The sequence below is a fragment of the Phormidesmis sp. 146-20 genome (assembly GCF_052939475.1).
The window spans coordinates 52,713-74,632 of the sequence record NZ_JBJPHT010000031.1 but is presented as its reverse complement, the minus strand read 5'-3'; the positions used below and the strand labels follow the sequence as shown (position 1 = coordinate 74,632).

Below are 21,920 nucleotides of genomic sequence, written 5' to 3'. Positions count from 1 at the left end.
AGTTCATTAGATCTCAACTTCTGACCTTTGACACAATTTATTTTACAATCCCAAGTTGTTCTCACAGTAGAGATTACTGCACCTACAAAACTGCTGAACATCTCGAAGTACTGCCAAATCCGTCTCAGTCTTCCGCATCTCAATCCACTGATTCAACTGCTCAACAGTGACCATCGGAAACGCTCGACTGTTGACAACATCCCCATACTGCCCGTCCCGAAGCAACTGGATTCTCAGCCCATTTTGCCTGTATAACCAGACTTCCGGCACTCCCATCCCCTGATAAATCGCCATCTTACTGGCTGAGGATCTCGCAATATTCACCTCCAACGCCAGATCAGGAGGCACGTTTTCCGAAACAGTCTCTGCCATCCCCTGTCCCCTCGCAGCATTCTGGATGTAGAGACAAGAGTCTGGCTCAATCCCGCGATCGAGTTCCTCCCGATTCAGCGTCACCGACCCAAAATCATTCGCTTCCATCCCGAATTCCATCGCCAGCATCGTAATGATTTTTGCCAGCAGTCGATTGACAATTTCGTGGGGTTCTCCCGGCATCCTGATTTCCAACACTCCCCGGTCATAGACAATTCGAGTCGATCGATTTTCTCCCATCTCTTGCAGCAGGGCTTCATAGGTCTTCCAGGTCAGCCCCGCGATCGCGATCGCACTGCCAGGAGCCAGCTTAATTTGACTAATTGGTGCCGCAATCACGGTCGTCATGGCTCAGTTCTCTGGTGAAAGTTGCCTATCCATTCGCTCGAATTACTCGCATTATAGCCGCTGGGGTCGTATACTTTGAGGCCATGACTCCACTCGTCTGGTCAAAGCACACTGCAAACCGCTTCAGGCATCCGCTCACCAGCTCCAACGCTACCTCCGCCATTAGCACCGCTGTTTGCGGATTCACCATTAAACCTTGAGCATTCAGCAACAGCAGTTCCGCACAGGATAGCCGATTGTCCAAGTGCTCTTCCGGTCTACTGATCAACAGTTCTGGCGCTTGCACACTGGGCGCAGGTAGCCAGATGCAGCCCAATTCACTAAACTCGTAATCCTTTTGAACCTTTGAGAGACTGGAGCCAATCAACACTTGCCCAAAGCGATCGCCATTCCCGCCATCAATCCACCACACCCTGGGGCTGCGGTCATCATTGAATTCCAACGCTTTTGCGAGACTAGCTCTAGCTTTGGCATTATCCACACAGCCCATCAGCACCGTCAACGTGTTGTAGTTCCGAGCAATCATGTCCGGCTTGAAGGGTTTAGCGATCGCCCGCACTGGCAGCCCAAACGCTATCCCATACCGAGCCGCCAATGCCTCCGCTTTGTTCAATCCTACTTCCGCTTGACAAAAACATTGCCGCGTCAGGTTTTTCGCCTCAACCTGGTCTGGGTCAACCAGTACGAGACTTGCACGCTTCCCCTGTTGGCTGAGATGTTGTAACACCCGACATAGCAACTGCACCAGAAACGATCCAGTTCCTCCACAACCAACAACCCAAAACTCGGTCGTTTCTGTCGGTGGCACAATCACCGGGCGAGCGTCGATTATTTCATAGTTCAAGATGCGATCGGTTGATAGCATAGTACACACTCCCATTGGTTTGGCACAGGTCGTTCAGTCCGTGGTTGGCATCTACGTCAAACACCTGCTGCACAGGAATTGTCCAGCCATGTCCAAATAAGCCAACCCGTAGCAAGATTTCAGATCGAACTTCTGTAACATTGCCCAACACCCCATAGATACGAAAGCCGCTGCACTCATCCGTATCGTCAGCCGGTGAGAAATAGGCAGGTAAATTGCCATGACTGTGAATTTCGATCAACGCCTGGTGAGTAGAAGAGTCTATGCTGGTATCAAACGGTTGGCAACTGGTTTGGCTTTGCAGTTGGTCGGGGGTGATCAGTTGCCATCGCCCATCTTCTAGAATCAGATGAAACAAGACCTCCTTTGGACAGTCGTGATAGGCGTTCGCCCATAGTCGCCACAACAACTCTTCAGGAACCAGCGGGTTCAGTTGCATAAATGGTTGGAGTTCAACCAAGCCTTTCATCGGTTGCTCATGCATAGAAATCGGCATCAGCACAGTTAGACCTGGACGCTGAGCACGAACAAACACACCATTATTAGCAATCCAATATTCAATGCTACTGGCGTGTTGCATCGGCAAAGGCAATTTTGTAACAATATAGTACTCAATCAAATGAGGAGTAATAGGTGACTGATTCATCATGTAATAAATTCCTCGACTAAATCTGCGATCGCTAGATATCGATAGCCCTTGCAGGCTGGCATTAAGTCATTAGTTGGATAGGTCTTGCGCCGCCGCCTACTCAAGGCAGTGAGTTGTTGCCTGACATCTGAGTGATGGCTGCGCGATTTGCCATAAGCCAGATCTCCGTTAAAAGGACTGGAGATGAACAACTCCCAGGCTTTAATGATGTTTTGGGGAGAAGCGATCGGGGGACGGTTCGTGCCCCAGCAAATCCTGCCATTGTCATACACATTCGGCAGCGGGGCATGATAGCCTACTGCATCTGGCTCAAACTGCTTAGTTGCTACTGCCCAAATGCGGTAATCCCTGCCAACTCCAACCATTACCATTCCTGGTAGTGGGACTTGCACCGTTCCGGTTTCCTGTAAGGCGATCGTCTGTTGAGCTGGTGGCATAAACAAAACTGCCCACTCACCAGCGGTATTGGAACCGCAACGCACAACACTGTTCGGCAGCCAGCCCGTATCAATCCGCTCAATGTGAAAGGCTCTCTGAAGGGTTTCCGGTGAGAGGCACTTGTACTCAAAGGCAAGGAGATGGTCACTCACCTTACGCTTATAAACATACATGCCATTCGCTACGAAAATAGCGGCTTCAAGTTGTCGCCAATCTTCGCTTTTCAGGGTTTGCAACACTGCTTCTTGGAGAGCGGCTCGATCCTCAAGATTCAGTTGTAAAGTGGGTTCCATAGCTCCAGTACCTTGTTAAAGCGGGGCGTTAAATCCCCTTCCAACCAGTCCAGCAGTGCCTCACATCGACTGAGAATAATTTCTGCTTGTCTCCACTGCACCATCAACAAACGGAGATTAGCTTCTGTCCAGCGCAGGACGGTATCGCCGCCGTAACCGAACCATGCCTCATTATTGGTGCAATCGAGCCAAACATTACCTGTGGTTTTGTCCAGCAGGCTTAGCAGCAAAGGCACAAATCGGAGTGGGGGACGTTGCTGGTTAAACCGTTGACGCAGATGTTTGGAAGACACGCGATCGGGATGTTGAATTTGGCTCAAGCCAAGGTTGAACTGACCTTCGTACCACTCGTTGCCGTCAAGGGTTTCTAACCAGTGCCGTCCTTCCCGGCTCAACGGTAACAGGATTTGAACGGCTGGACGTGACCGCTCGATCGCATCCTCTTCGTAAACATCAATGCCCATATCCAAAACAGGAAGCCCATCTAGTTGAGCTTCACCCGCTCGTTCAATTGTCCACATGCCAACTGGAATGTGTCGGTCAAGTTCCTCTAGAAATTCAAGCTCCCGATGCGTATGCCCCTCTAGACTATGACGTTCATACAGAGATGCCGTGCTGCTGACAAACGGATCGGGGAAGAAGGTTTGGTACAACGCTAATAATTGATAGCTCGTTAACCGTTCTTCGAGGTACGAGGCAGCACTCATTAGACTAACCGTTTCCCAGGGATGGTATTGATGTAGTCGGTGGCTGATTTCAGCGTGAGTTGTTGGGATTCGCATAGCTAAAATCCAAGCGGAACAATACTGTGGGAGGAGGCTTGATCCAATCGATGCAAAGTCGTTTTAAGTGCTTGTTCCCACTTCTTGCTTTGTTCGAGTGCAGACTCAATTTGCTGGACGATCGCACTTGCATTAGCAGTATCGATTCCAACTCGTAGTTCCAGTTGTTGTAGTGCCAAACAACACTCCACACCCGGATTAATTTCAATTGCAGCCGCATTCAGAACTTCCAACGGGTTCATGCCTTTCGTACCCTTACGCGGGATCAGATCAATGCGGTTATCACTCCGCTTAATTTCGGCTCCCGCCAGCTCTGGGCTAAGAGTACTGAACAGTTGTCGTAGTAGCTCATCGCTTTGAGCAATTTCAGCATCGATCCAGTGCTGCTGACCTTCTAAAACAACCAGTATTTTTGATTCCATCTTCTACCCTCAAAACAACGAAATTTGAGTCAGTTGGACAGGCTTAGCTGCTGAATCATTCGATGGGACTTTAGCAGGCAGTGAAGTTTGCTTCGGAGTTTCTTTAGCTTGAGTCTTCGGTTGCTTCTGCTGATAACGCAGCTTTCGTACAGGCAAATCCTGGTGCAATGATTCCAGCAGATTATTCAGGACAGGCGGTAGCTCGCCCAAATCTGATTCATCAATCAATGTAGCAATGGGAAAATCGTCGTAGCTAGTTGCTGTAATCAACACTTTGCGGGGTTGACCCGGTTGCCAGCGTAGTTGCACTGTGATTGGTAATGAATCCAATTGATAGGTACGATCGCTTTGTTCTGTTGATTGTTGAACGGTTAGTGATCGCGACTCTGTTTTATTTTCACTTTCAGATTTTAACCACTGCAAACAGGGCTGATCTGCTTCGTATCGTTCTCGATTGAATAGCAGGCTACGCTCTCGAAAGGCTTTTTCAGGACTGGATTCATGAACCAGTGCTTCCAGGTTCTCAGCGATATCGTGACGTATTTTGGCAACACTCTCGAAACTGAGCCATCGGTCAGTCTTGTCAGACATCAGCATCCTCCAATCAAAAAGGGCACCGATCGCTCAGTGCCTCACTTCAAGACAAGTTTCAGGTTAGGAGTTTTGAGCTACTTTCATTCGCTCTAGACTGGTTGGAGCAAGTTCGTAAACCACTTTGCGCCTCCGCTCTACCTGAGTGCCTGCAACTGGAATCCCGCGTTTCCAGGCATCCTTTACAGCAGTTTTATTCACCCGACGTTCCTCAACCACTTTGACCGTGATGTACTCAGTCGGCACCTGGCTCATGTCCACTACTTCACAGGAAGGAGGATTGAGTTTGATGCGAATGCGGCGTTGCTGGCCGGCAACTTCGGAGGCAATCAATCCAGACTCGTTGAGTTGCAGAATGGTATGATCGAGGCTCTCTCGCCAGCGTGTCAAGCGCTCGATCTCAGCTACATGAATTTTGATCAAATGCTCCATCCTGGCTTTAATAGCAACTAGTTCTGCATCGATCTGATCCGCGAGTTCTGCATGAGCATCGATCGCGGCTTCCTGACTGTCTTGCAATAACCAGAGTTGTTCCAGAACTTCAGTTTCTTGCTCTGGTGTTTCAGCCCCATTCAAGTGTCGCCAGGTTTGGGCAGCAAGAATGCTGATGCCTTTGAGCGATCGCAGAGCAATAGAGGGTGGAATTGTTTTAGGCATCGTTACCACCTCCCACACACTTGATGATAGTCGCGACGGGTTTCAACCTCAGCTTCAAACTGAGCAAGAGCTTCTGTTTCTTGTTGGTCTTGCTTCGACTTGCGTTTTGGCATTGAAGCATTGAAATCGAGCATCCACAGCCAGCCTAGTTCCAAAGGATTTTGCAATCTTTGAGAATTCAAATACGCCATAGGGTTTGAGCAATCAATCGTCATGCTCAAAAGCGCGGTAGCGGTGGCGATCGCATTACGAAGCGTTGAACAAGTCATTTGTTGCTTCTGGATTTGGCGGCTGTTCGGTAATGGACAAGTATCCAGCTCGACTGGCTCCTATGAACTTTTCTACGGCGACGCGAAAGACCTGTTGAGTTTCCGCATTTGCGATGATGAGGTAGGTGCTCCCTTCCGCGCTGATTCCGACTTTTTGAACGACACCGCCGATGAGTGATGAGAGACGTTGTTGGTATGCGTGAAAATCTTGCAATTTCTGCTGCCGCTGCCAAACATGAAAATCGACGCTGTTCGCTTCGGGCTGGTGTTCAGAGAGTTTCAATTGACGAGTGCGATCGAACACCGCCTCTGGCACTACACTTTGCAGGTGAGTATCAATCACATTAAACCCAACGGCATGGGCATTTTGCCAAGGCAAGAGGATATGAAAGCGACCGTCTTCGCCAATCAATGTGAAATTGAGGTAATGATTCATGGGATTGCCTTTTACTGATCATCACCACAGCGAAGCGGTAGCCTCTTTGTTAAGGTTGTTGTGCAAAAATCGATACCCTTTCGCAGTAAGCAGAGAAAAGCCTCCCGATGGGTTTTTCAGAAGGCTACGCTACTGGTAGATGCTACTTTTGACGTTGGTCAGGCGGATTAACAATGACCCGGATCAGGACAGAGAGGGCGATAATGATGTAAAACATATCGTTGCCAGAAAACACTGGCGGGGTTGGAGGTGCGATCGCCGCACTGGGACTGGTCTGGCTCATGGTTTGACTGGCGGTTGAGGATGATGCGGACGATGATAGAGTGAACTGGCAATCGAAAACCATAGCCAACCTCCGATTAAACGTTTGTACTAATAGTCTCCAGGTTGGACTGGTTTTCAACCAGGGAAAATCCAGTGGTTAATCCCGAATTTAGTGGAGGCAGGCTAAAATCCTCAACTCCCTTGCCTGTAATGGTTTGAGAGTACATAGCTGGGTTCCTTTGATCTAAGTGAACGCCTTGCGGATGCTTATCTTCCCCAAAGTCCGCCAAAATAGCAGTAATGCCAGAGTAAATTGATCAGGACGTATGAACGCTCCCAAACGAAACCGTGCCCGTGTGCTGACACCGGATGGGCTGAAGAAGCTCCGGGAGCGATTGCGATCGCGTGAGATGGAGGAGAATTCTGGCTACAAATATACGCTGGAACGATTAGGGGAATTGACTGGACTCGACCCTGAGACAGTGAAGAATGTTCTGGATTGCAAAGGCTCCGATAAACGCACGATCACCCGCTGTTTTGAATCGTTTGGCTTGACGCTGGCGGATAGCGACCATATTCCAGCAACTCACGCAACCCTAACCACTGACCCCAATTTTGTGGGACGGGATGAGGCGATCGCCGATCTCAACGCATTGATCAGCCGCAATGCTAGGGTCATTGTGATTCAAGCAAGGGGCGGTGTGGGCAAAACGACGCTGGCGCGAAAGTATCTGCAACAAGAGTTTGGCTCCTTCCTGGAGTTTCCCATTGCCAAGGAGACGAAGGATATTGCCTCGATCGAGGGACTGATTGAAGAGAAACTGCGGCAACTGGGTGAAGAACCCGGACGTGAGTTTTTGGTGTCGCTCGATCGACTCAAACGCAAACTGCAAACTGATCGCATTGGCATTTTAATTGACAACCTGGAACCCGCATTGGATTCAGCAGGCAAATTTATTGAAGCCCATCGTCGCTATGTGGAACTGCTACGAGTGCTGAGTGATCCGACTGTGCAGTCGATTACCTTAATCACCAGCCGAGAACGCCTGCGGGAAGCGGATGTCACGGTGCAGCATTATTCCTTGAGAAGTTTAGGCGTGCCAGCCTGGGAACAATTTTTTCAGAGCCGCACTATCAATACAGAGACTTCTGCTCTAGCTGCTTTGCAGGATGCTTACGGTGGAAATGCAAAGGCAATGGATATCATCAGTGGTGCTGTTCTGGAGGATTTCTCTGGTGATGTCGAAGCTTACTGGCAGGCAAATCAAGACGACTTGTTTATTGAGCGAGACCTGGAAGATTTAGTCACGAAACAGTTCGATCGCCTGCAACAACTTGAGCCAGATGCGTATAAGTTACTTTGCCGAATGGGATGCTATCGCTATCAGGATGTGCCAACTGTACCGATCGAAGGTCTATTTTGCTTGTTATGGGATGTACCAGAAAATCGCCATCGACGGGTGATTAAATCGTTGCAGGATCGATCGTTGATTGATTTTGAGGATGGAGAATTTTGGTTGCATCCGGTAATTCGAGAAGAGACAGTCAATCGATTGAGGTTGAGTGAAGATCTAGAAGCAGCCAACCGAAAATCGGCGGAATTCTGGACTACATTTGTCACAACCGTTGAATCGATTGAGGATGCAAAAAAAGCGTTTGAAGCTTATTATCACTACGTTGAAATTGATGATTTTGATCAAGCTTGTGATGTGATTATCAAGAGAAGAAATCTAAAGAGTAGATATGTTCCTCGCCTTGGCTCATCTTTTTATAGATTAGGATTATCACAACAAATAATTATTGAGATCGATAGAGTGGTTGATAAAGTGAAGCCAGGGTTTCCTCAGGGAAAACTTTATAACTTGTTGGGTGATCAGTATTGGGCAATGGGTCAACTCCACAAAGCAATTATGTGTCACTCATATTCCAAAAAGATTGCAGATCAATGCCTGCAAGATCAGGATTTTGATAGTCAAAGTAAGCTAGTTTATCACCTAAGAAGGCTTAAACTTTTAGCTAGCTATAATGTTGGTGTCTGTAAAATTGAACTTAGGGAAATAGAAGAAGCTGTAAAAGATTTTGAAGAATATATCTCACAAATGGAAGGATTAATAAGTTTTTATACTAATAGCCCGATTTATTCTAATCAGTTAATAAACTCTGACGTATTGATATATGTCTCTAAAGCTTGCTTAGCTTCTATTTTTTCTTGTTTAAACAATCAAGACATAACCTTAAACTTATTGGAGGAATCTTTTGAATTTTTATCCAAGTTGGAAGATAAATCTTGGAATGAATGTATGGGTCTAGTCTTTATGGCTCTAGGTTATAAAAACTTAGGGCACTACGCAAGATCCCTCAATTTGTATCAAGAACTAATTTCCCTTGTAGAAGAATTGGGATTCAACCAGATTAAAGTGAGAGCTATGCATGGAATAGCTAGTTTGCTTCGAGAACAGATGGATTTTAGTAAAGCAACTCAATATAATACAGCAGCAATCGAGCTTGCAAAAAGAATCGGAGCTAGCTCTGATCTGGCAGAGGCAAAGTTTCAGCTTGGATTAACTCAACAGGCAAAAGGTGAAATAGAAGTAAGTTATGAAAGTTTCCAGGAAGCAATTCGGCTGTTTAGTGAAATGAAAGCACCAAAGCAGGTGGAGAGGGTGAGGCAGTCAATGCAAAATCACATTATAAATGAGTCTGTAAAACCTGACTCAGGAGTAAATGATGAAACCGATTAAAAAACAAATTGTCACGGATGAATCAATGCGTCCTGTAGCTGTTTTGATTGACTATCAAGATTGGCAAGCCATTGAGAAAATTCTAGAAACTTACCAACAGCAAGATACTGCATCAACGCTGGCTGAGTATGCTGGTGTAATTCAGTTAACCGTTGATCCTCTGGACTATCAACAGCAAGTCAGGGATGAGTGGTCGTGAATCAGTCCCTCATCGTACTTGATACAAATATCGCTCTGTATTACCTGGGTGGACGCTTAGTAGCTCCTCTCCCCATTGGTTTATATCACGCTTCTATCATCACTGAGATGGAATTGCTTTCCTATCCCAACCTTAGTCTGGCAGAAGAACAACAAATCCGAAATTTCTTAACTCAACTGCTGATTATCGGTATTGATGAGTCAATTAAAAGTCAGGCGATCGCCCTTCGTAAACAGCATCGCTTAAAATTGCCTGATGCGATTATTGCAGCGACAGCGCAGTCTCTCAATGCACTCTTGTTAACGAACGATCTCAAATTATCCAGTATTTCTACAATACAAACCCAATCATTATCTATCAAATAAAAAGACTGAAGCCAGCAGAACCATGACCTTACAGAAATTAGCAGCGCAGTTACTTTCTCTCACGCCCGTCGAAAAGCTGGAGGTAATTCAGATCCTGTCTCACAGCCTCAGCCGAAACTGGCGCTGAATTACCAAAACACCTGGTATCTGTGGTGGCGATGCCTGTATCGAAGGAACCCAAATTCTGGTTTGGGTATTGGTGCAAGCTCGTAATCTAGGAATGAGTGAAACCCATGCTCCTCTACGACTACCCCACTCTATCTGCCACGGATTTAGTCAACGCCTGGATTTATGCCAGCGTCAACTCAGAGGAGATTGAAACTGCCATTCAGGGAAATGAGGCAGCCTAAAACATGGCTCGCCTCTATCGGGATGCTGATTCGAGTAAATTGCCGTGAATAGCGACAAGCCTTACCGGACAGATTCAATCACCACAGCCGTTGCCATCAAACAAACGACGATAATGGTTATCCGAACCAACCACCACCCAAAAAGGCTGATCAGAACTTCAACCAGTGGAAATGCTGCCAAAACGACCGACAGCAAACAGGTAATTCCTAACCCAAACAGGCTCAGCAGAAAATATTTGAGTACCTTACTGGCAAATCTAAACAGCCAGCCATGCTGACGAGGATGATGCATCATGATCTTGCCTCCGTTAACTTAAGCAGGTAGCAAACCAGGACCGATCTGCTGCATCCATCCCGGCAGATCTGACGGGTTGGCTTCAGGTTGATCAGCAATGGGGATTGGCGGATGAATCCAACTGTCCATTGGAACTACCAGCAGCGTCAGACCTTCTCTGCCAATCACCCTCACGCGCATACCCGGCAATGCCTCTGCACAGTTGGGATAGTAAAACCGGGCAAACCAGGTGGTCGCCATGAACTCAACTCGCCCTCGTTGGTGCTGGGTAATGGTTTGCTCAACTTCACCGATCGCAGCTTGAGGAAACAATTCAATGGTTTCTGGTGCAAATGTGAGACTCATCGCTGGCACTCCTGTATCTCTTAGGTTTGATGCTCTTAGTGTGCAATTCCAAACTCGTCTGAACCAGGGAAAATCCAGTGGTTAGATCCGAAATTAAGCCTTTTTCAGGCAAACAATCCCGTCCCTTCACCCGCCCGCTTTTCAGCGTTTAGAGAATTTAGACCCAAGACCGATTGAATCCGCTTAAAATCGGGAAAACCCACTTATCTTCCAGAAGGTCGGGTTTTAACTTCGGCAATCCGGATCTCTTACTGAAAATCGCTATGACTTCAGGACAGCCCAAACGCAAACGAGGTGTTGTACTCACCCCCACTGGACGGCAGAAACTCCAAGACTCAATCAAAGCCTGGGAGGAGCAGGACAACTTCGGCGATAAGCTGACGATCGAAGAACTGAGCGATCGCTACGCTCAAATTTATGCATCGAACACAAAAAGATTCAGTTGTTTTTAGTGAAGCTTTAAGAGCGGCGCGATCGCGTTTCGCTACACTCTGAATAGCACGCTTGAAACTTGAGCTGTATTCGGTTCTAGACCAAAGCGGGACAGTCGAGAGTACAAGATCATACGAGGCGGACTGATGTTTTGGGGAACTGAGGAGAAGCTGCTGACGAGATAGGTGACTGATTTCCCCGGCTATGAGGCAGTCGATTGGGGAAATATTTTACCTATAAAGGCTGTATTAACAGAGAAACTTATTACCATACATAAATACGGTCATCAGCTTCAAGTTCATGGAAGAAAAAACCAGCAGTTCTGTTCCTTCTTGGTTAGACGAGCCTCCAACTCCGGTGGATACGTTGCCTGTTCAGACAAGACTTCAAGCTCTTCCACTTGAAGAGCTAACCTGGGAAAACTTTGAGAAGCTTTGTCTACGTTTAGCCAGACTAGAAGCTGGTATAGAGTCCTGTCAGTTGTACGGTGAGCGTGGTGATAAGCAGGAAGGCATTGATATTTATGCAAGAAAACCACGCCTACAAAGCTACGTGGTATATCAATGCAAACGTGTCAATGACTTCGGTCCCTATAAAATACGTGAAGCAATCTCCAAGTTTCTCGAAGGAGACTGGGTTGATAAAACAGAAACCTTCATTTTGTGTACAAAGGAGAGTTTGGGAGCAAAGCAGCGGACTGATGAACTGGAGTCCCAAAGCAAGATTCTTCAAAGCAGAGGCATAACATTAGTCTCTTGGGACAGTCGTGAGTTATCTATTAAACTCAAACAGCAGCCAGAACTAGTTAGTGACTTTTTTGGTAGAGCATGGGTAATCGCTTTTTGCGGACAGGAACAGGCTGAAAGGTTGGGCGACAAAACTGAACAAATAGTCTTTGTTCGCAATTATATAGCATGGCTTGCAAACAAGACCGCTCAATTTGTTGTTCCAGCACTGTCTGAGGAATTCTCTATTAAAACCAACTGGATTCCATTAGAAGCAAGATGTATCGAAGGGGATAGGGAATCTTTCAAAGCAGAATTGATCAAAGAGCTTTACCCCTTAAGCATTATAATCGGACATCCAGGCAGCGGCAAAAGCACCTTACTTCGACGAATGGCTTGTGAGCTATCTTGCATCGGCAAGAAGGTTCTATTAGTTCGTCTTCCAGAAGTTTTACGCCTGTGGCGTTCCAAAGGAGGTAAAACATTTAGTGATGCAATTTTAGAAAATGCAACAGATGGCTTAAACCTAAATCAGAACATAATACGGCAAGCTCTCAAAAATGCCGATTATCTTTTAGCAGATGGCTTAGATGAGTGCAATACTGATCGAGCAAATGTTGCAGAGCAACTCATCTCATGGGCGGCAGGGCATCCAGCAGCTAGAGTTGTTACTACTAACCGTATCGGTTATGAGCCAGAACTACTTCCTGGATGGAAACAGGTAGAGATTCAACCTCTAGACAAAGAAAGTCTTCAGAAGTACTTTAAGAAGCTTCTAACAACTTCTCCCATCGAGCAAGATGAACTTGAGAAAAAATTAGCTTTATTCGAGAATCTTCTACAAGATGAAAAGCTACGTTCCCTTGTATCAAGAAGCCCACTGTTACTTGGTTTTATTGTTCAACTAATAAGATTAGATGTAGATCTTAGGCAGAAGAATCGAACGGAAATCTATAAAGCAGTTATCAATTTAGCTTGTGAGCATCTTCCACAACATAGAGAATCTATTGAACTTAGCAAGAGAAGTGCAAAGCGTGTTCTTGAAATAGCAGGTTGGAAATTAATGCACCAGCCTCTTCTCACTGAAGAAGAGCTTGTTGAAAGCTTGACTCAAGAGCTTGAAGAGAGAGGTTTTACATCAATACAAGCTGAAGAAGAAGCTGAGAAGGGAATCATTTTTTGGAGAAATCAACGGATGTTTGATTGCTTCAAGCTTGGGTATCAGAAAGTAATAAATTTTGTTCATCTCTCTCTATGTGAATATGCAGCAGGGCAATACGCTTCTCATTTAAGTGAAGTACTGTTAAGGGAGTGGATTCAGCAAGTCAGACAAGACTCTAGCTGGAGAGAAACGATATGCTTTGCGGCTGGCTTGGGGCGAGGAGAGAGAATCGCCACATATTTGCTTGAACTAGATAACTCAGAAGATACAACTTCACCAGAAGCGCTTTTAGCGATAAAGGTAGCAGCAGAAGCCAGTGAAATATCGCCTGAACTTTTAGAAGCATTAATCGAACGAATTCAACCACGATTAAAATCCTCTTCGCCTGATATAGCTTTTAAAGCGACCGAGGCACTTTTGTTAATAGCAAATAAGGGTTCAAGGATCATTGCGAGTATTGCAGTGTCACTACTAGCAAGTACTTATTCTTGGACTCAAGTATCAGCAATGAGCCTTGCACTAAATTGTTGCGAAGATAGCATCGATGCAAACGACCTCAAAGAGGTTATTAAACAAATTATAACAGAATCAGTTGTGTCTAAGAGAAGCCCATTCTCAGGTGGAAGTGCAAGGAAATGTAGTACTTCTGAATGGAAGATCAGAGATCAAGTAATTGTCAAAGGTTGTCAGCTTCTACTCAAAAGACAATCAAACGTTGAGACTGCCAATGAGATTTTACAGTTAACTTCTCAAGGCTCTCTCAATGTTGGAACTCACATATTGGTAGAGAAACTACTACGCGATTATATTTCAGAAAACTTAAAATCTTCTGTGAAACAGGAAGATAAGAAGAAATGGGTTGATTTTTGGCAAAAGCTTACTCGTCCTAACAAGCTTTTTGCGGAGTTCAGTCCACGCAATACCTTACTAGAGATAGAAAGGAAAGAACGTGCAAAATGTGGTGATCGGGTATTTTTAGAAGCAGTTCTTCGATTAACTGGGATTCCTACAGCAATATCGGAATCAAGACAGCAAGCGCAAGAGTCAGTTACTCTCGGAATCCTTCTCAAAGGGATGGGATGGTGGAATATGCCAACCACTTATTGGGATCTTCTGGGCAATAGCTATGATTTAGAAGCTATTGATACCGTGCTTAGGGGAATGATTTTCATCCTGAATATTAACTCTCAAATATTGGCAACAGAAGCGGTATGGATGCTGGAGAATACAAATCGGTTTTTTTCTTTCGATTTAGCTTCTATTAAGGCGTTACTGCAATCAAATACAGTTTCAGAAAATCTACTGGCGCTGAAGCAATTGCAAAAAATCTATGAAGATGAAAGAGCAGTTGGTTCCATTTTTAGCCAAAGCCCCAAAGTGCCTGTTGACTTTAAGTGGGAACGAGCTACACAAATTCAATTGCCTTCAACCGTTCTAGTACAAGCTCTTGAACATCCGTCTATTGGAATTCGTTGGAATGCAGGTTTGCTCATAAAACACGGTGCTGGAGGGCAAGAAGCCATTGAAATAGCAAAGAGTGTTATTGGAGAAGATAAGTGGCAAGAATTTGAAGCAATGCAAGAAATTTACGTTTGAGGTCGCAATGGCTTCTTACGAGGCTGATTTATCGCCTGCCAATGCTGAATGCTAAGGACGATCGAGTCCAGTGATCGACTAGCATAGGCAAGAGTCTTGTTCGCACTCTGCCAAATTGCATCAGCTTCATCAGAGTCAAGCGGTGGAGTGCAGCGATCGCAGTAGCGTTGAAACAATCGCTGTGGATCAGGATAGTAAGCAATCCCTTCCTCATCGAGCAGGTTCGCTGTACCCAATAAATTACGAGCCAGCTTGTACCCTGCATTGTTGCGGTTGCCTTCCCCTTCGCCCCACTGCAACAAACGTTGATCATCGTGAGTCAGGCAAATCAATAGCGGAATGGCTGCGCCGCTGCCGCGTCGCTGGGGCAGCTTGATAGGTTGTGGGTTGCACCCCACCTGTCCTAACCGTTTCAGAGGTTGCAGTCGATTCGGTCGGGAGGGTGGTACGGGTGGATCGAGCAGAGCAGAAAGTGGGTCAACGGTTTCATCGGTTTTCGATCGCCGCGTGAGCCGCCCCCACTTTCGCCACCGTTGCTCAGGTAAGTCATAGGGAAATAAACCAGTAGCATCGAGTGCGGTTTCCAGTTCCTCTGGGCTGTATTGGCGATCGCTCTCTTCTTCCAGCGTGATTGGAATGGGTGGACCCAACTGACCATCAACGACTTTGCGACGTACCATTCCTGCTAGCCGCATCGATCGCGCTGGGTTACAAATCGCAGGGTCAGCATTCTGCAAAATGGCTAATTTGCGATTGAGTCTCAACCAGTGTTCAGGAGCTAATGGTTGTTGACAGCGAATATAGACATGAAGGGACTTACCACCCGTATAGGCAATAGCGGCGGGATGCAGTCCTGTCTGGTCTTTCAACCGCTCCAGAGCTAATTGCTGCTCAGTCAGCGGTTGGTCATCAATTTCGTAAAAAAGGCAATTGCAATGGTTGACATGATCATTACTGATGCCCTGCTCTGGTTGGTTGGGGTAGAAGCAAACCGTTGCACCCAGCCACGAAAATTTAAAGGCAACTTTCCAGCCATCTCGATAACGGCGACGGCTCACTTTCCAGCGAGTGTTGCCTGCTGCATCTCGTCCATTATGTATGCAGGCGCACAAAGTGAAACCCCGTTTCGTCACCTTGCCGCAAAATACATAGTGCTGATAAATTTGCTTGTCCCCTTTCTGGTAGGAAGCCCACCTGGGAGGAATCAACTGAGTTGGCAAATCCCACGAAATCCGCAGCCAGATCCGATTACCAGGACGAAACCCAATGCGGCGCAAAAATCGGACGGTGGTCTGTCGAAGTCCAGCACGATCCAAACGGATAGTTTGAGGTGAAGATAGATTCTCAGTCATAACCTTTTGAAAAAGCACCCCCGGTAGTCGTGATCGCTGGAGTCAGTTGCATTACTGCATGGCTACTTTTTGGTATTTCTGAAGTGCAATCTCAAAACCATTGCGGTTGAAGGCGTATTGAGCAATTCCTGTATGGCAATGCCAGTCAGCTTCTTGTGCCAGTTGCTCAACCGAGAGTTCAAGCCACACGATGATGGCTTGTCGAAGAAACATGAGGTCGTAGACAGTATCATCTTGCTGTGCAAAGAACTGCTGAAGCTTTCTGGCAGCCTCACCAATTAAATCTCCTGAAGCAGAAAGTTGGATGGAAGCTTGAGTTGTTTCGGTGTCCATAACGCATCCCATGAAGGTCAGGACACGGGGTCGCGGTAGCGGCTTTTCTAAAAATTATTCCCTGATATGGCTTTCACTGCAGTCTAAACAAAAGTAGGTGCTTAACCAGATACCAAGTTGTTTCCAGTAACGGTTGTAGGCGCGATCGTAAGCAATTTTTTGCAGCCACCAGATACCCACACTCCCGATCGCCATGATCAAAAATTTTTGCACCGATGATGTCACAAATGCTTGCTGACTCATGCCACCCGTTAAGCAGTAAAACAATTCCCACAGCACTCCTGGAAACCAAAAAACAATCCAGAGTGCGATCGGAATTGCCGACATTGTAGGTGCTGTCGGTCGGGCTGCACGCTGCGCCAAGTTGCTCTGGGCGGTAGAAGTGCCACGATACCTTCCAGTACCCAGTGAATATCCACTATGGGTCACTTGATAAGTGCCTTCCTCATAAATCTTGTCAGCACTTTTGATTCTGTCACTCCCACAGTGTGGACAGGTTGGAGGTTGCCGTCGAGACGGGATTGGCTTGATGCTTTGTTTGCTCATGGCGATCGCTCCTGAAGATTTGAGGTCGTTTCACCAATCGATATCTTTACCCTTCACCCCTTTAACTGTCCACCACCCGTGGGCACGTTGTTCCAGATTTTTCAGCACTTCCGGTTGGGTCAGGTCAAGATTGGGAAATCGTGCTTGAACAACCGCGAATGTACCTTGCCATTCTTGTTTCAGAATTCGTTGTGCTGCGATCGACGATCACCATAGTTTGGAGTAGAGCATTTTGGCGTAGGACTGAATTAATTGATTACGAGATTGAGGATCAAGTGCATCAATCGGTTGCGAGTTAGGTAAAACCATAGACGGAATAACAATGCTTCACCACCTCTCGGCGGTAGGCATCACAATTCTAACTGACGGATTTGTTCGTATGGAATGGAAAGTCTTTGGTGGTTATTTTCTTCATTAAGACTGGGTAGCACTAACTCTGGATATTGCCTCTTTTCCTTCTCCCAAGTAGATTCAACTGGAGTCAAATTAAACTCCTGTTCTAACTCTCTCACCACTGTCTGAATACGAAGGTGATCCCAGCTATCTGAGACACAAGAGCCATTCAGCTTGATACGACTGGCAATAATGTGAACATGATCATGGGCACGATCGCAATGCCGCACAACCACATACTGGTTATCATCAAAACCCATCTGTTTCAAATACTTTTGTGCAAGGTTATGCCAGACCGCATCTTTTATCTGCTCTGGTGGAGGCAGACTGAGGGATGCATGATACATACAGCGATCAACTGCTGGGTTCAGCCGTCTGAAAAAATCAAACTCCTGTGCCAAGTCAGCGGGCTGTGAATTTGCCATGTTGCTGCCAATCAACTTCGCTCCTTGCTTTCCGAGCGCGTATGCCAGCACTGGATAAAACGCTTTTCCTTTGAACTGCTTACCAATCATCAAAACAGTACTTTTAAGAGGATGTCTGAGAAGTTAAAAGTTACGCCAAGCGCCTGACCATTAACCGTACCATCGCGGCATAAACGAGAGCTTCATGGGTCTCTGGTAAGACCTCATAATCCTTGCTAAAGCGGCGACACCAGTTCAACCAACCAAACGTGCGTTCTACCCGCCAGCGCACGGGCAATTTGACAAAGCCCTTGGCTTCCTCTGGACGGCGCACCACCCGCAACAGCCAGTGATAGGTCTGCATCACCCAGGCGCTAAAGTCGGACCCAGTATAGCCGCCATCCACCCAAACCCAAAGGAGACGGGGAAAGCGTCGTCGAACCGTGGCAAATACCAAGCGTGCACCCTCCCGTTCTGGGACACTGGCAGCAGTGACAACTGCGACTAACACCAAGCCCAGAGTATCGACCAGCAGATGCAATTTGCGTCCTTTGATCCGTTTGCCTGCGTCATAACCCACTGCCTGAGCAATCAGGCTCGCTAGCTTGCAGGTTTGGCTGTCGAGAATCGCGGCACTGGGACTGGGATGCCGACCCTCCCTAACTCGTACCATCCGACGCAGCCGGTCGTTGAGCCGTTGCCATACCCCGTCCCTTCGCCATTGCCGGAAGTAGTGGTAAACCGTTTGGTAGGGGGGAAAGTCTCCCGGCAGCATCCGCCAAGCACATCCACTGACGAGAACGTAGAAGATGGCGTTGAGAATCGTCCGCAGATTCACACGGCGCTGCCGTCCCCCAGACTTGGCGGCGGGTAGAAAGGGTTGCAGGAGTTGCCATTGCGGGGTCGTCAGGTTGGTGGGATAGGATTTACTTACGGCTTTCATTGGCTGTCCTTGAATTTGTACAGACAGCTTACCGAATGGGAGCCTTTTCTCACCCTTCATCACTTCTCAGACATCCTCTAAGACTAAGTCGCTATGCGATCGTTCAATGAGTCAGAGAATTACTGAGGTGGCTGCAATTTGGCTCTACCGCTTTGAGCGTCGTTCTCACCTGCCGTTCCTCAATCGCTGTGCGAACCTGCTCACCTAGCGCCGTGTAGATTTCATTCAAGGTATTCTCAATCTCAGTCAGAATGACTAAATCAGCCGAACCCTGTTCCCCTTCATAGTGATTTGCAGGATCAAGTTCTCGACAGAGCCTCCCTAATTTAACCACTTGTTCTCGGTGCAACATTGCACTGGCAATCGCACCATATTTGGACAAGATTTCATAGCTGATCAGTTGAGCTGCACTAATGCCCAATTTTCTTGCCCGTTGTTCTGATTCAAATTGTCGGACTGAGTCAATCGGGAACTCAATGCGTAACTGGTCTTGAGGTCTTGCTAAATTCACAATAGTTCTCCTTCAAGCATTAATTTGGACAATGAGATTTTGGATTTGCTTGATCATCTCATCCAACTCATCAAGCAGGGTTACACTCACAACTATCGAAGCTTCTGGCTGATACACGTTACTTGATTTCCTAACTTGATCAAGCACCGTATGAATCGCGCCGAGTTGTCGATAGAGACCAGCCAGTTGCAGAAGCTTCGTCTTTGAGAGCGATCTTGACTGGTCAGGAAATAGAAGCGATCGTTGAGCTGCCTGCTTCAACAACACTCGGATGAGATCACTCACTGACAGGTCATATTGAGTCGCTAATTGCTCTGCCAGCTCCCGATCTTCATCACTGGCTCGGAATTCAATGCGATCCAGACGCTGTGTAGACTTTGGCATTTGGCTTTGTCCAAGATGATTATTAAACGGATTATTGCAGAGAGCATAACGGCTTCCTGATCAGTAAGTATCTCAAGTGTTGCCACTCGTCGCCTCAAATCGCCTCTCCCACATGACCGGAAAAATTATTCCTCCCAATAGCAACAAAAACATTTCCAAGCGGTTTCACCTGCTGAGAGATAGAGTACGTTAGTCAAATAGGCTAACTTGCATCGTATTAGAGAGTTCTTCTACCATAATCGGCTTGAGCGCCTCAGTCTTCTGGCGATACTTGGGTGCAGACCTGACCACTTTTCTACGAATGTCCATCCCCAGTTCCCGGTAAGTTCGTTCAACTCGCTCAAATGAGATAGGCACATCGCCGTTCATCTCAAAAAATGAACTATACCCCGCTGGCACTCGGTTATGTCGTTGCAGCACTTGATCAAATGCCCATAAGACTAAATCCGCGTAATCGCGATGCAGCGGTGCTTCCAATGTCAGTGGTTGCAAAGCGCAAACAATCTCAGCCGGAGTTACTTGCTCTGTAATTGCGCCCTGCTCAAATTCATCCAGGATTTGTTCAAACCGCTCCCGTCTAACAGCCTGCAATAGCCAATCAGGAAGCATATCTGCCCAGGCGCTTTTGCCAACCACAATTGGACCCCGGAAGTAGTGGAGATGTTCAGCTTTGACCTGGAGCAGCAGTAGGCAAATTTCCATAAAGGCTGTCGGCGCTGGCTCCAATACTGAAACCATTGCTTTCATTTGGGCGATGGTTTGAGCAAGCCTTTCGCCCTCTGCTTTGCACACAACGTGAGGAGCGCCAGTCGTTTGGTCAGTAATACCGAAAAGTTTGAGTTGGTCTGTCATGGCGTAGTGGGTAACTCATTGCCATGACCATTGCGGTAGCAGAACCAACAACCTCTGCTACTGGAGAGAGTGAGACTATTACCTGCCTACTTCATGCACTGCCCATTACCACAGAAATGCTCCAGAGCAAATTAAGTTGGTCTATCCTCCAAGCCTTGCCAAATCTGAAGAATGTATATGGTGTCGTCTTGAATTTCAAAGTAAATCAAATACCCACGTTTACCCCAAAATACTCGCAGTTTCCTCCGATTCGGATGCGTTCTAAGTTGTGGACAGCGGAAAGGGTTTTCTGCCAAACTATCGGCTGCCGCAAAAATTGCCTGAACCGCACGAGCGGCAGCGTCAGGATTTTTAGATTCTAAGAAAGCATAGACCCGGTTGAGATCATCAAGAGCTTCTGGCAGCCAAACTATTGCGGACATGGCAAGGGATTATCCGTACTCAGGCTGTAAGCCCACTCTCTGATATTTTCATGGGAAACAGCATGACCTGTTTTCTGAAACTTCTGCCAGCGACGATCGTTCTCTTCATCTACCTGTGCTTCAAGTGCCGGGTCAATTAACTCATCAAATTGCAACAACGCCGCTGCAACGACCTCATCGGCGCTACCGTAGGCACCAGAAGCAAGTTGCCGTTCGATGATCGCCGTTAACTCAGGGGTTAGGGAAATTTGCATCGCGAGTACCAATGGGCAGTAGAAGGATTCAGATAATTCTAGTTTAGTCGATGTCACGGCTGATCGCGATTATCACATCTCCAGCGATCGCATAGCGTCTCACAGGAGAATCGTTCATTGCCTAGCTTTCACCAGCAACGATCACCTTCAACACCTGTGTCCATTCTCTAAAAACAAATTGTCCGTACACCGACATAGCTTGCAACGTTTTTCGAGGGGCAGTTCGCGGCGTAAACGAATGGCACATTGCCGCATCTTGACGGACACAGCATCCTGTTCAGTATCAAACATTACCTGTTGCTGACAGCTATTTCTAATAGGTGATTAAAGAAAAGCGGCAGTAGAAGGCATTTTGAGGACGATCGCCGCTATGCGCCTCAAACCGCCACATCACGAATCAGAACAGAGGAACTACTCCTTCGCCCTCACAAAGCGGGTGGGCTGGGTGGGCAAAAAGTAGCCCCATCCCTGAGTAGGAATTCGGAATGGGGATTGCTGGCTTAAGCAGTTAGCTCCGCCAGTTCATCGTTGCGGGCAACAGCTGCTTTATAAGCATTCTGACGTTTGTAAAACGTTGCCAGTTGTTTCTGGCGCTCTGCCCGCACTTCTTCAACCGAAGTGAAGCCGAACTTCGCTGCTTCAGCCATCAACTCGTCTAAATCGAGCTTGCCATACTGCCGTTCAAATAGCACCTTAAACTTTTTCCAATCAAAGTTCTTACCCTGACTGGAAGCTTTGATTTCAAGGGCATGTCCGGTCAATTCCCGCAGAGTATTGAGTACCATGCGGACTTGCACTTCACCGTTGAGGTGTTCGGTGGCAGCATCAATCAAGTTCACGCGAGTGTTCTGAGCCATGTTGATTCTCCTTGTTATTTTCAGGTTGTTCAGGTTGAGCCATGCTCACGATTGGCACGACCGTGGTCGCTCC

Annotated in this window: 29 protein-coding genes and 1 pseudogene; 6 read left to right on the top strand and 24 right to left on the bottom strand. The window is 47.0% G+C overall.

The window, feature by feature from the left end; translation table 11 throughout:
• Positions 1-42 precede the first annotated feature (42 nt).
• The 11 genes from ACKFKH_RS21505 to ACKFKH_RS21455 form a co-directional block, all read right to left on the bottom strand.
• Positions 43-720, bottom strand: coding sequence for a Uma2 family endonuclease (locus ACKFKH_RS21505; protein ID WP_446860399.1), 678 nt, complete (start codon positions 718-720; stop codon positions 43-45).
• A gap of 25 nt (positions 721-745) precedes the next feature.
• The gene (locus ACKFKH_RS21500) at positions 746-1,585 is read right to left on the bottom strand and encodes a ThiF family adenylyltransferase (protein WP_446860398.1); all 840 of its coding nucleotides are present in this window, start codon (positions 1,583-1,585) and stop codon (positions 746-748) included.
• The gene (locus ACKFKH_RS21495; protein WP_446860397.1) at positions 1,554-2,231 is read right to left on the bottom strand and encodes a Mov34/MPN/PAD-1 family protein; all 678 of its coding nucleotides are present in this window, start codon (positions 2,229-2,231) and stop codon (positions 1,554-1,556) included. The genes ACKFKH_RS21500 and ACKFKH_RS21495 overlap by 32 nt, the downstream gene beginning before the upstream one ends.
• Complete coding sequence (locus tag ACKFKH_RS21490) at positions 2,231-2,965, bottom strand: hypothetical protein (protein ID WP_446860396.1); 735 nt, start codon at positions 2,963-2,965, stop codon at positions 2,231-2,233. Before ACKFKH_RS21490 ends, ACKFKH_RS21495 begins: the two co-directional genes overlap by 1 nt.
• On the bottom strand, positions 2,944-3,747 hold the full coding sequence (locus ACKFKH_RS21485) for a hypothetical protein (protein ID WP_446860395.1): 804 nt from the start codon (positions 3,745-3,747) through the stop codon (positions 2,944-2,946). Before ACKFKH_RS21485 ends, ACKFKH_RS21490 begins: the two co-directional genes overlap by 22 nt.
• A gap of 2 nt (positions 3,748-3,749) precedes the next feature.
• Complete coding sequence (locus tag ACKFKH_RS21480; RefSeq protein ID WP_446860394.1) at positions 3,750-4,169, bottom strand: hypothetical protein; 420 nt, start codon at positions 4,167-4,169, stop codon at positions 3,750-3,752.
• Positions 4,170-4,178: 9 nt separating this feature from the next.
• Complete coding sequence (locus tag ACKFKH_RS21475; RefSeq protein ID WP_446860393.1) at positions 4,179-4,760, bottom strand: hypothetical protein; 582 nt, start codon at positions 4,758-4,760, stop codon at positions 4,179-4,181.
• A gap of 63 nt (positions 4,761-4,823) precedes the next feature.
• Positions 4,824-5,417 (bottom strand): siphovirus Gp157 family protein, encoded by a 594-nt coding sequence (locus tag ACKFKH_RS21470; protein ID WP_446860392.1) that lies wholly within the window; start codon positions 5,415-5,417, stop codon positions 4,824-4,826.
• Positions 5,418-5,419: 2 nt separating this feature from the next.
• The gene (locus tag ACKFKH_RS21465) at positions 5,420-5,686 is read right to left on the bottom strand and encodes a hypothetical protein (protein ID WP_446860391.1); all 267 of its coding nucleotides are present in this window, start codon (positions 5,684-5,686) and stop codon (positions 5,420-5,422) included.
• The gene (locus ACKFKH_RS21460) at positions 5,664-6,122 is read right to left on the bottom strand and encodes a hypothetical protein (protein WP_446860390.1); all 459 of its coding nucleotides are present in this window, start codon (positions 6,120-6,122) and stop codon (positions 5,664-5,666) included. Before ACKFKH_RS21460 ends, ACKFKH_RS21465 begins: the two co-directional genes overlap by 23 nt.
• A 142-nt stretch (positions 6,123-6,264) precedes the next feature.
• A complete protein-coding gene (locus ACKFKH_RS21455; RefSeq protein WP_446860389.1) occupies positions 6,265-6,468 on the bottom strand; it encodes a hypothetical protein in 204 nt (67 codons plus the stop codon).
• A 328-nt stretch (positions 6,469-6,796) separates the two neighbouring features.
• On the opposite strand from ACKFKH_RS21455, the gene ACKFKH_RS21450 reads away from it, so the two are divergent.
• The 4 genes and pseudogenes from ACKFKH_RS21450 to ACKFKH_RS21435 all read left to right on the top strand — a co-directional run.
• The gene (locus tag ACKFKH_RS21450; RefSeq protein WP_446860388.1) at positions 6,797-9,127 is read left to right on the top strand and encodes a tetratricopeptide repeat protein; all 2,331 of its coding nucleotides are present in this window, start codon (positions 6,797-6,799) and stop codon (positions 9,125-9,127) included.
• A complete protein-coding gene (locus ACKFKH_RS21445; RefSeq protein ID WP_446860387.1) occupies positions 9,114-9,326 on the top strand; it encodes a hypothetical protein in 213 nt (70 codons plus the stop codon). Before ACKFKH_RS21450 ends, ACKFKH_RS21445 begins: the two co-directional genes overlap by 14 nt.
• Positions 9,323-9,691: a type II toxin-antitoxin system VapC family toxin gene (locus ACKFKH_RS21440; protein WP_446860386.1), complete on the top strand. Its 369-nt coding sequence runs from the start codon at positions 9,323-9,325 to the stop codon at positions 9,689-9,691. The genes ACKFKH_RS21445 and ACKFKH_RS21440 overlap by 4 nt, the downstream gene beginning before the upstream one ends.
• Positions 9,692-9,818: 127 nt before the next feature.
• A pseudogene (locus ACKFKH_RS21435) lies at positions 9,819-9,872 on the top strand (hypothetical protein); the annotation flags it as partial.
• Between the two features lie 230 nt (positions 9,873-10,102).
• Here the strand turns inward: ACKFKH_RS21435 and ACKFKH_RS21430 are convergent.
• Entirely contained in the window at positions 10,103-10,336 is a 234-nt protein-coding gene (locus ACKFKH_RS21430; protein WP_446860385.1) for a hypothetical protein, read from the bottom strand.
• An 18-nt stretch (positions 10,337-10,354) separates the two neighbouring features.
• On the bottom strand, positions 10,355-10,681 hold the full coding sequence (locus ACKFKH_RS21425) for an NfeD family protein (protein WP_446860384.1): 327 nt from the start codon (positions 10,679-10,681) through the stop codon (positions 10,355-10,357).
• 263 nt (positions 10,682-10,944) lie between these two features.
• Here ACKFKH_RS21425 and ACKFKH_RS21420 point away from each other — a divergent pair, with 263 nt between their 5' ends.
• Entirely contained in the window at positions 10,945-11,133 is a 189-nt protein-coding gene (locus ACKFKH_RS21420) for a hypothetical protein (RefSeq protein ID WP_446860383.1), read from the top strand.
• 280 nt (positions 11,134-11,413) lie between these two features.
• Complete coding sequence (locus tag ACKFKH_RS21415; protein WP_446860382.1) at positions 11,414-14,596, top strand: NACHT domain-containing protein; 3,183 nt, start codon at positions 11,414-11,416, stop codon at positions 14,594-14,596.
• Here the strand turns inward: ACKFKH_RS21415 and ACKFKH_RS21410 are convergent.
• The 11 genes from ACKFKH_RS21410 to ACKFKH_RS21360 all read right to left on the bottom strand — a co-directional run bounded on the left by ACKFKH_RS21410 (position 14,587) and on the right by ACKFKH_RS21360 (position 21,847).
• Positions 14,587-15,948, bottom strand: a complete 1,362-nt coding sequence (locus tag ACKFKH_RS21410; RefSeq protein WP_446860381.1) for a hypothetical protein — start codon at positions 15,946-15,948, stop codon at positions 14,587-14,589. The two genes, ACKFKH_RS21415 and ACKFKH_RS21410, sit on opposite strands and share 10 nt — an antisense overlap.
• Before the next feature lie 51 nt (positions 15,949-15,999).
• Positions 16,000-16,281, bottom strand: a complete 282-nt coding sequence (locus tag ACKFKH_RS21405) for a hypothetical protein (RefSeq protein ID WP_446860380.1) — start codon at positions 16,279-16,281, stop codon at positions 16,000-16,002.
• A gap of 54 nt (positions 16,282-16,335) precedes the next feature.
• Entirely contained in the window at positions 16,336-16,827 is a 492-nt protein-coding gene (locus ACKFKH_RS21400) for a hypothetical protein (protein ID WP_446860379.1), read from the bottom strand.
• A 350-nt stretch (positions 16,828-17,177) separates the two neighbouring features.
• Complete coding sequence (locus ACKFKH_RS21395) at positions 17,178-17,735, bottom strand: relaxase/mobilization nuclease domain-containing protein (protein ID WP_446860378.1); 558 nt, start codon at positions 17,733-17,735, stop codon at positions 17,178-17,180.
• A 40-nt stretch (positions 17,736-17,775) separates the two neighbouring features.
• Positions 17,776-18,567 carry an IS5 family transposase gene (locus ACKFKH_RS21390; RefSeq protein ID WP_446860377.1) on the bottom strand — a complete coding sequence of 264 codons (792 nt, stop codon included), beginning with the start codon at positions 18,565-18,567 and terminating at the stop codon, positions 17,776-17,778.
• Between the two features lie 103 nt (positions 18,568-18,670).
• The gene (locus tag ACKFKH_RS21385; RefSeq protein ID WP_446860376.1) at positions 18,671-19,078 is read right to left on the bottom strand and encodes a hypothetical protein; all 408 of its coding nucleotides are present in this window, start codon (positions 19,076-19,078) and stop codon (positions 18,671-18,673) included.
• Positions 19,079-19,090: 12 nt separating this feature from the next.
• Positions 19,091-19,462 carry a hypothetical protein gene (locus ACKFKH_RS21380; RefSeq protein ID WP_446860375.1) on the bottom strand — a complete coding sequence of 124 codons (372 nt, stop codon included), beginning with the start codon at positions 19,460-19,462 and terminating at the stop codon, positions 19,091-19,093.
• Positions 19,463-19,651: 189 nt separating this feature from the next.
• Positions 19,652-20,314, bottom strand: coding sequence for a hypothetical protein (locus ACKFKH_RS21375; RefSeq protein WP_446860374.1), 663 nt, complete (start codon positions 20,312-20,314; stop codon positions 19,652-19,654).
• A 131-nt stretch (positions 20,315-20,445) separates the two neighbouring features.
• Positions 20,446-20,736: a type II toxin-antitoxin system RelE/ParE family toxin gene (locus ACKFKH_RS21370; protein ID WP_446860373.1), complete on the bottom strand. Its 291-nt coding sequence runs from the start codon at positions 20,734-20,736 to the stop codon at positions 20,446-20,448.
• Positions 20,724-20,990, bottom strand: a complete 267-nt coding sequence (locus tag ACKFKH_RS21365; RefSeq protein ID WP_446860372.1) for a ribbon-helix-helix domain-containing protein — start codon at positions 20,988-20,990, stop codon at positions 20,724-20,726. The genes ACKFKH_RS21370 and ACKFKH_RS21365 overlap by 13 nt, the downstream gene beginning before the upstream one ends.
• A gap of 500 nt (positions 20,991-21,490) precedes the next feature.
• Complete coding sequence (locus tag ACKFKH_RS21360; RefSeq protein WP_446860371.1) at positions 21,491-21,847, bottom strand: hypothetical protein; 357 nt, start codon at positions 21,845-21,847, stop codon at positions 21,491-21,493.
• Positions 21,848-21,920: the final 73 nt, after the last annotated feature.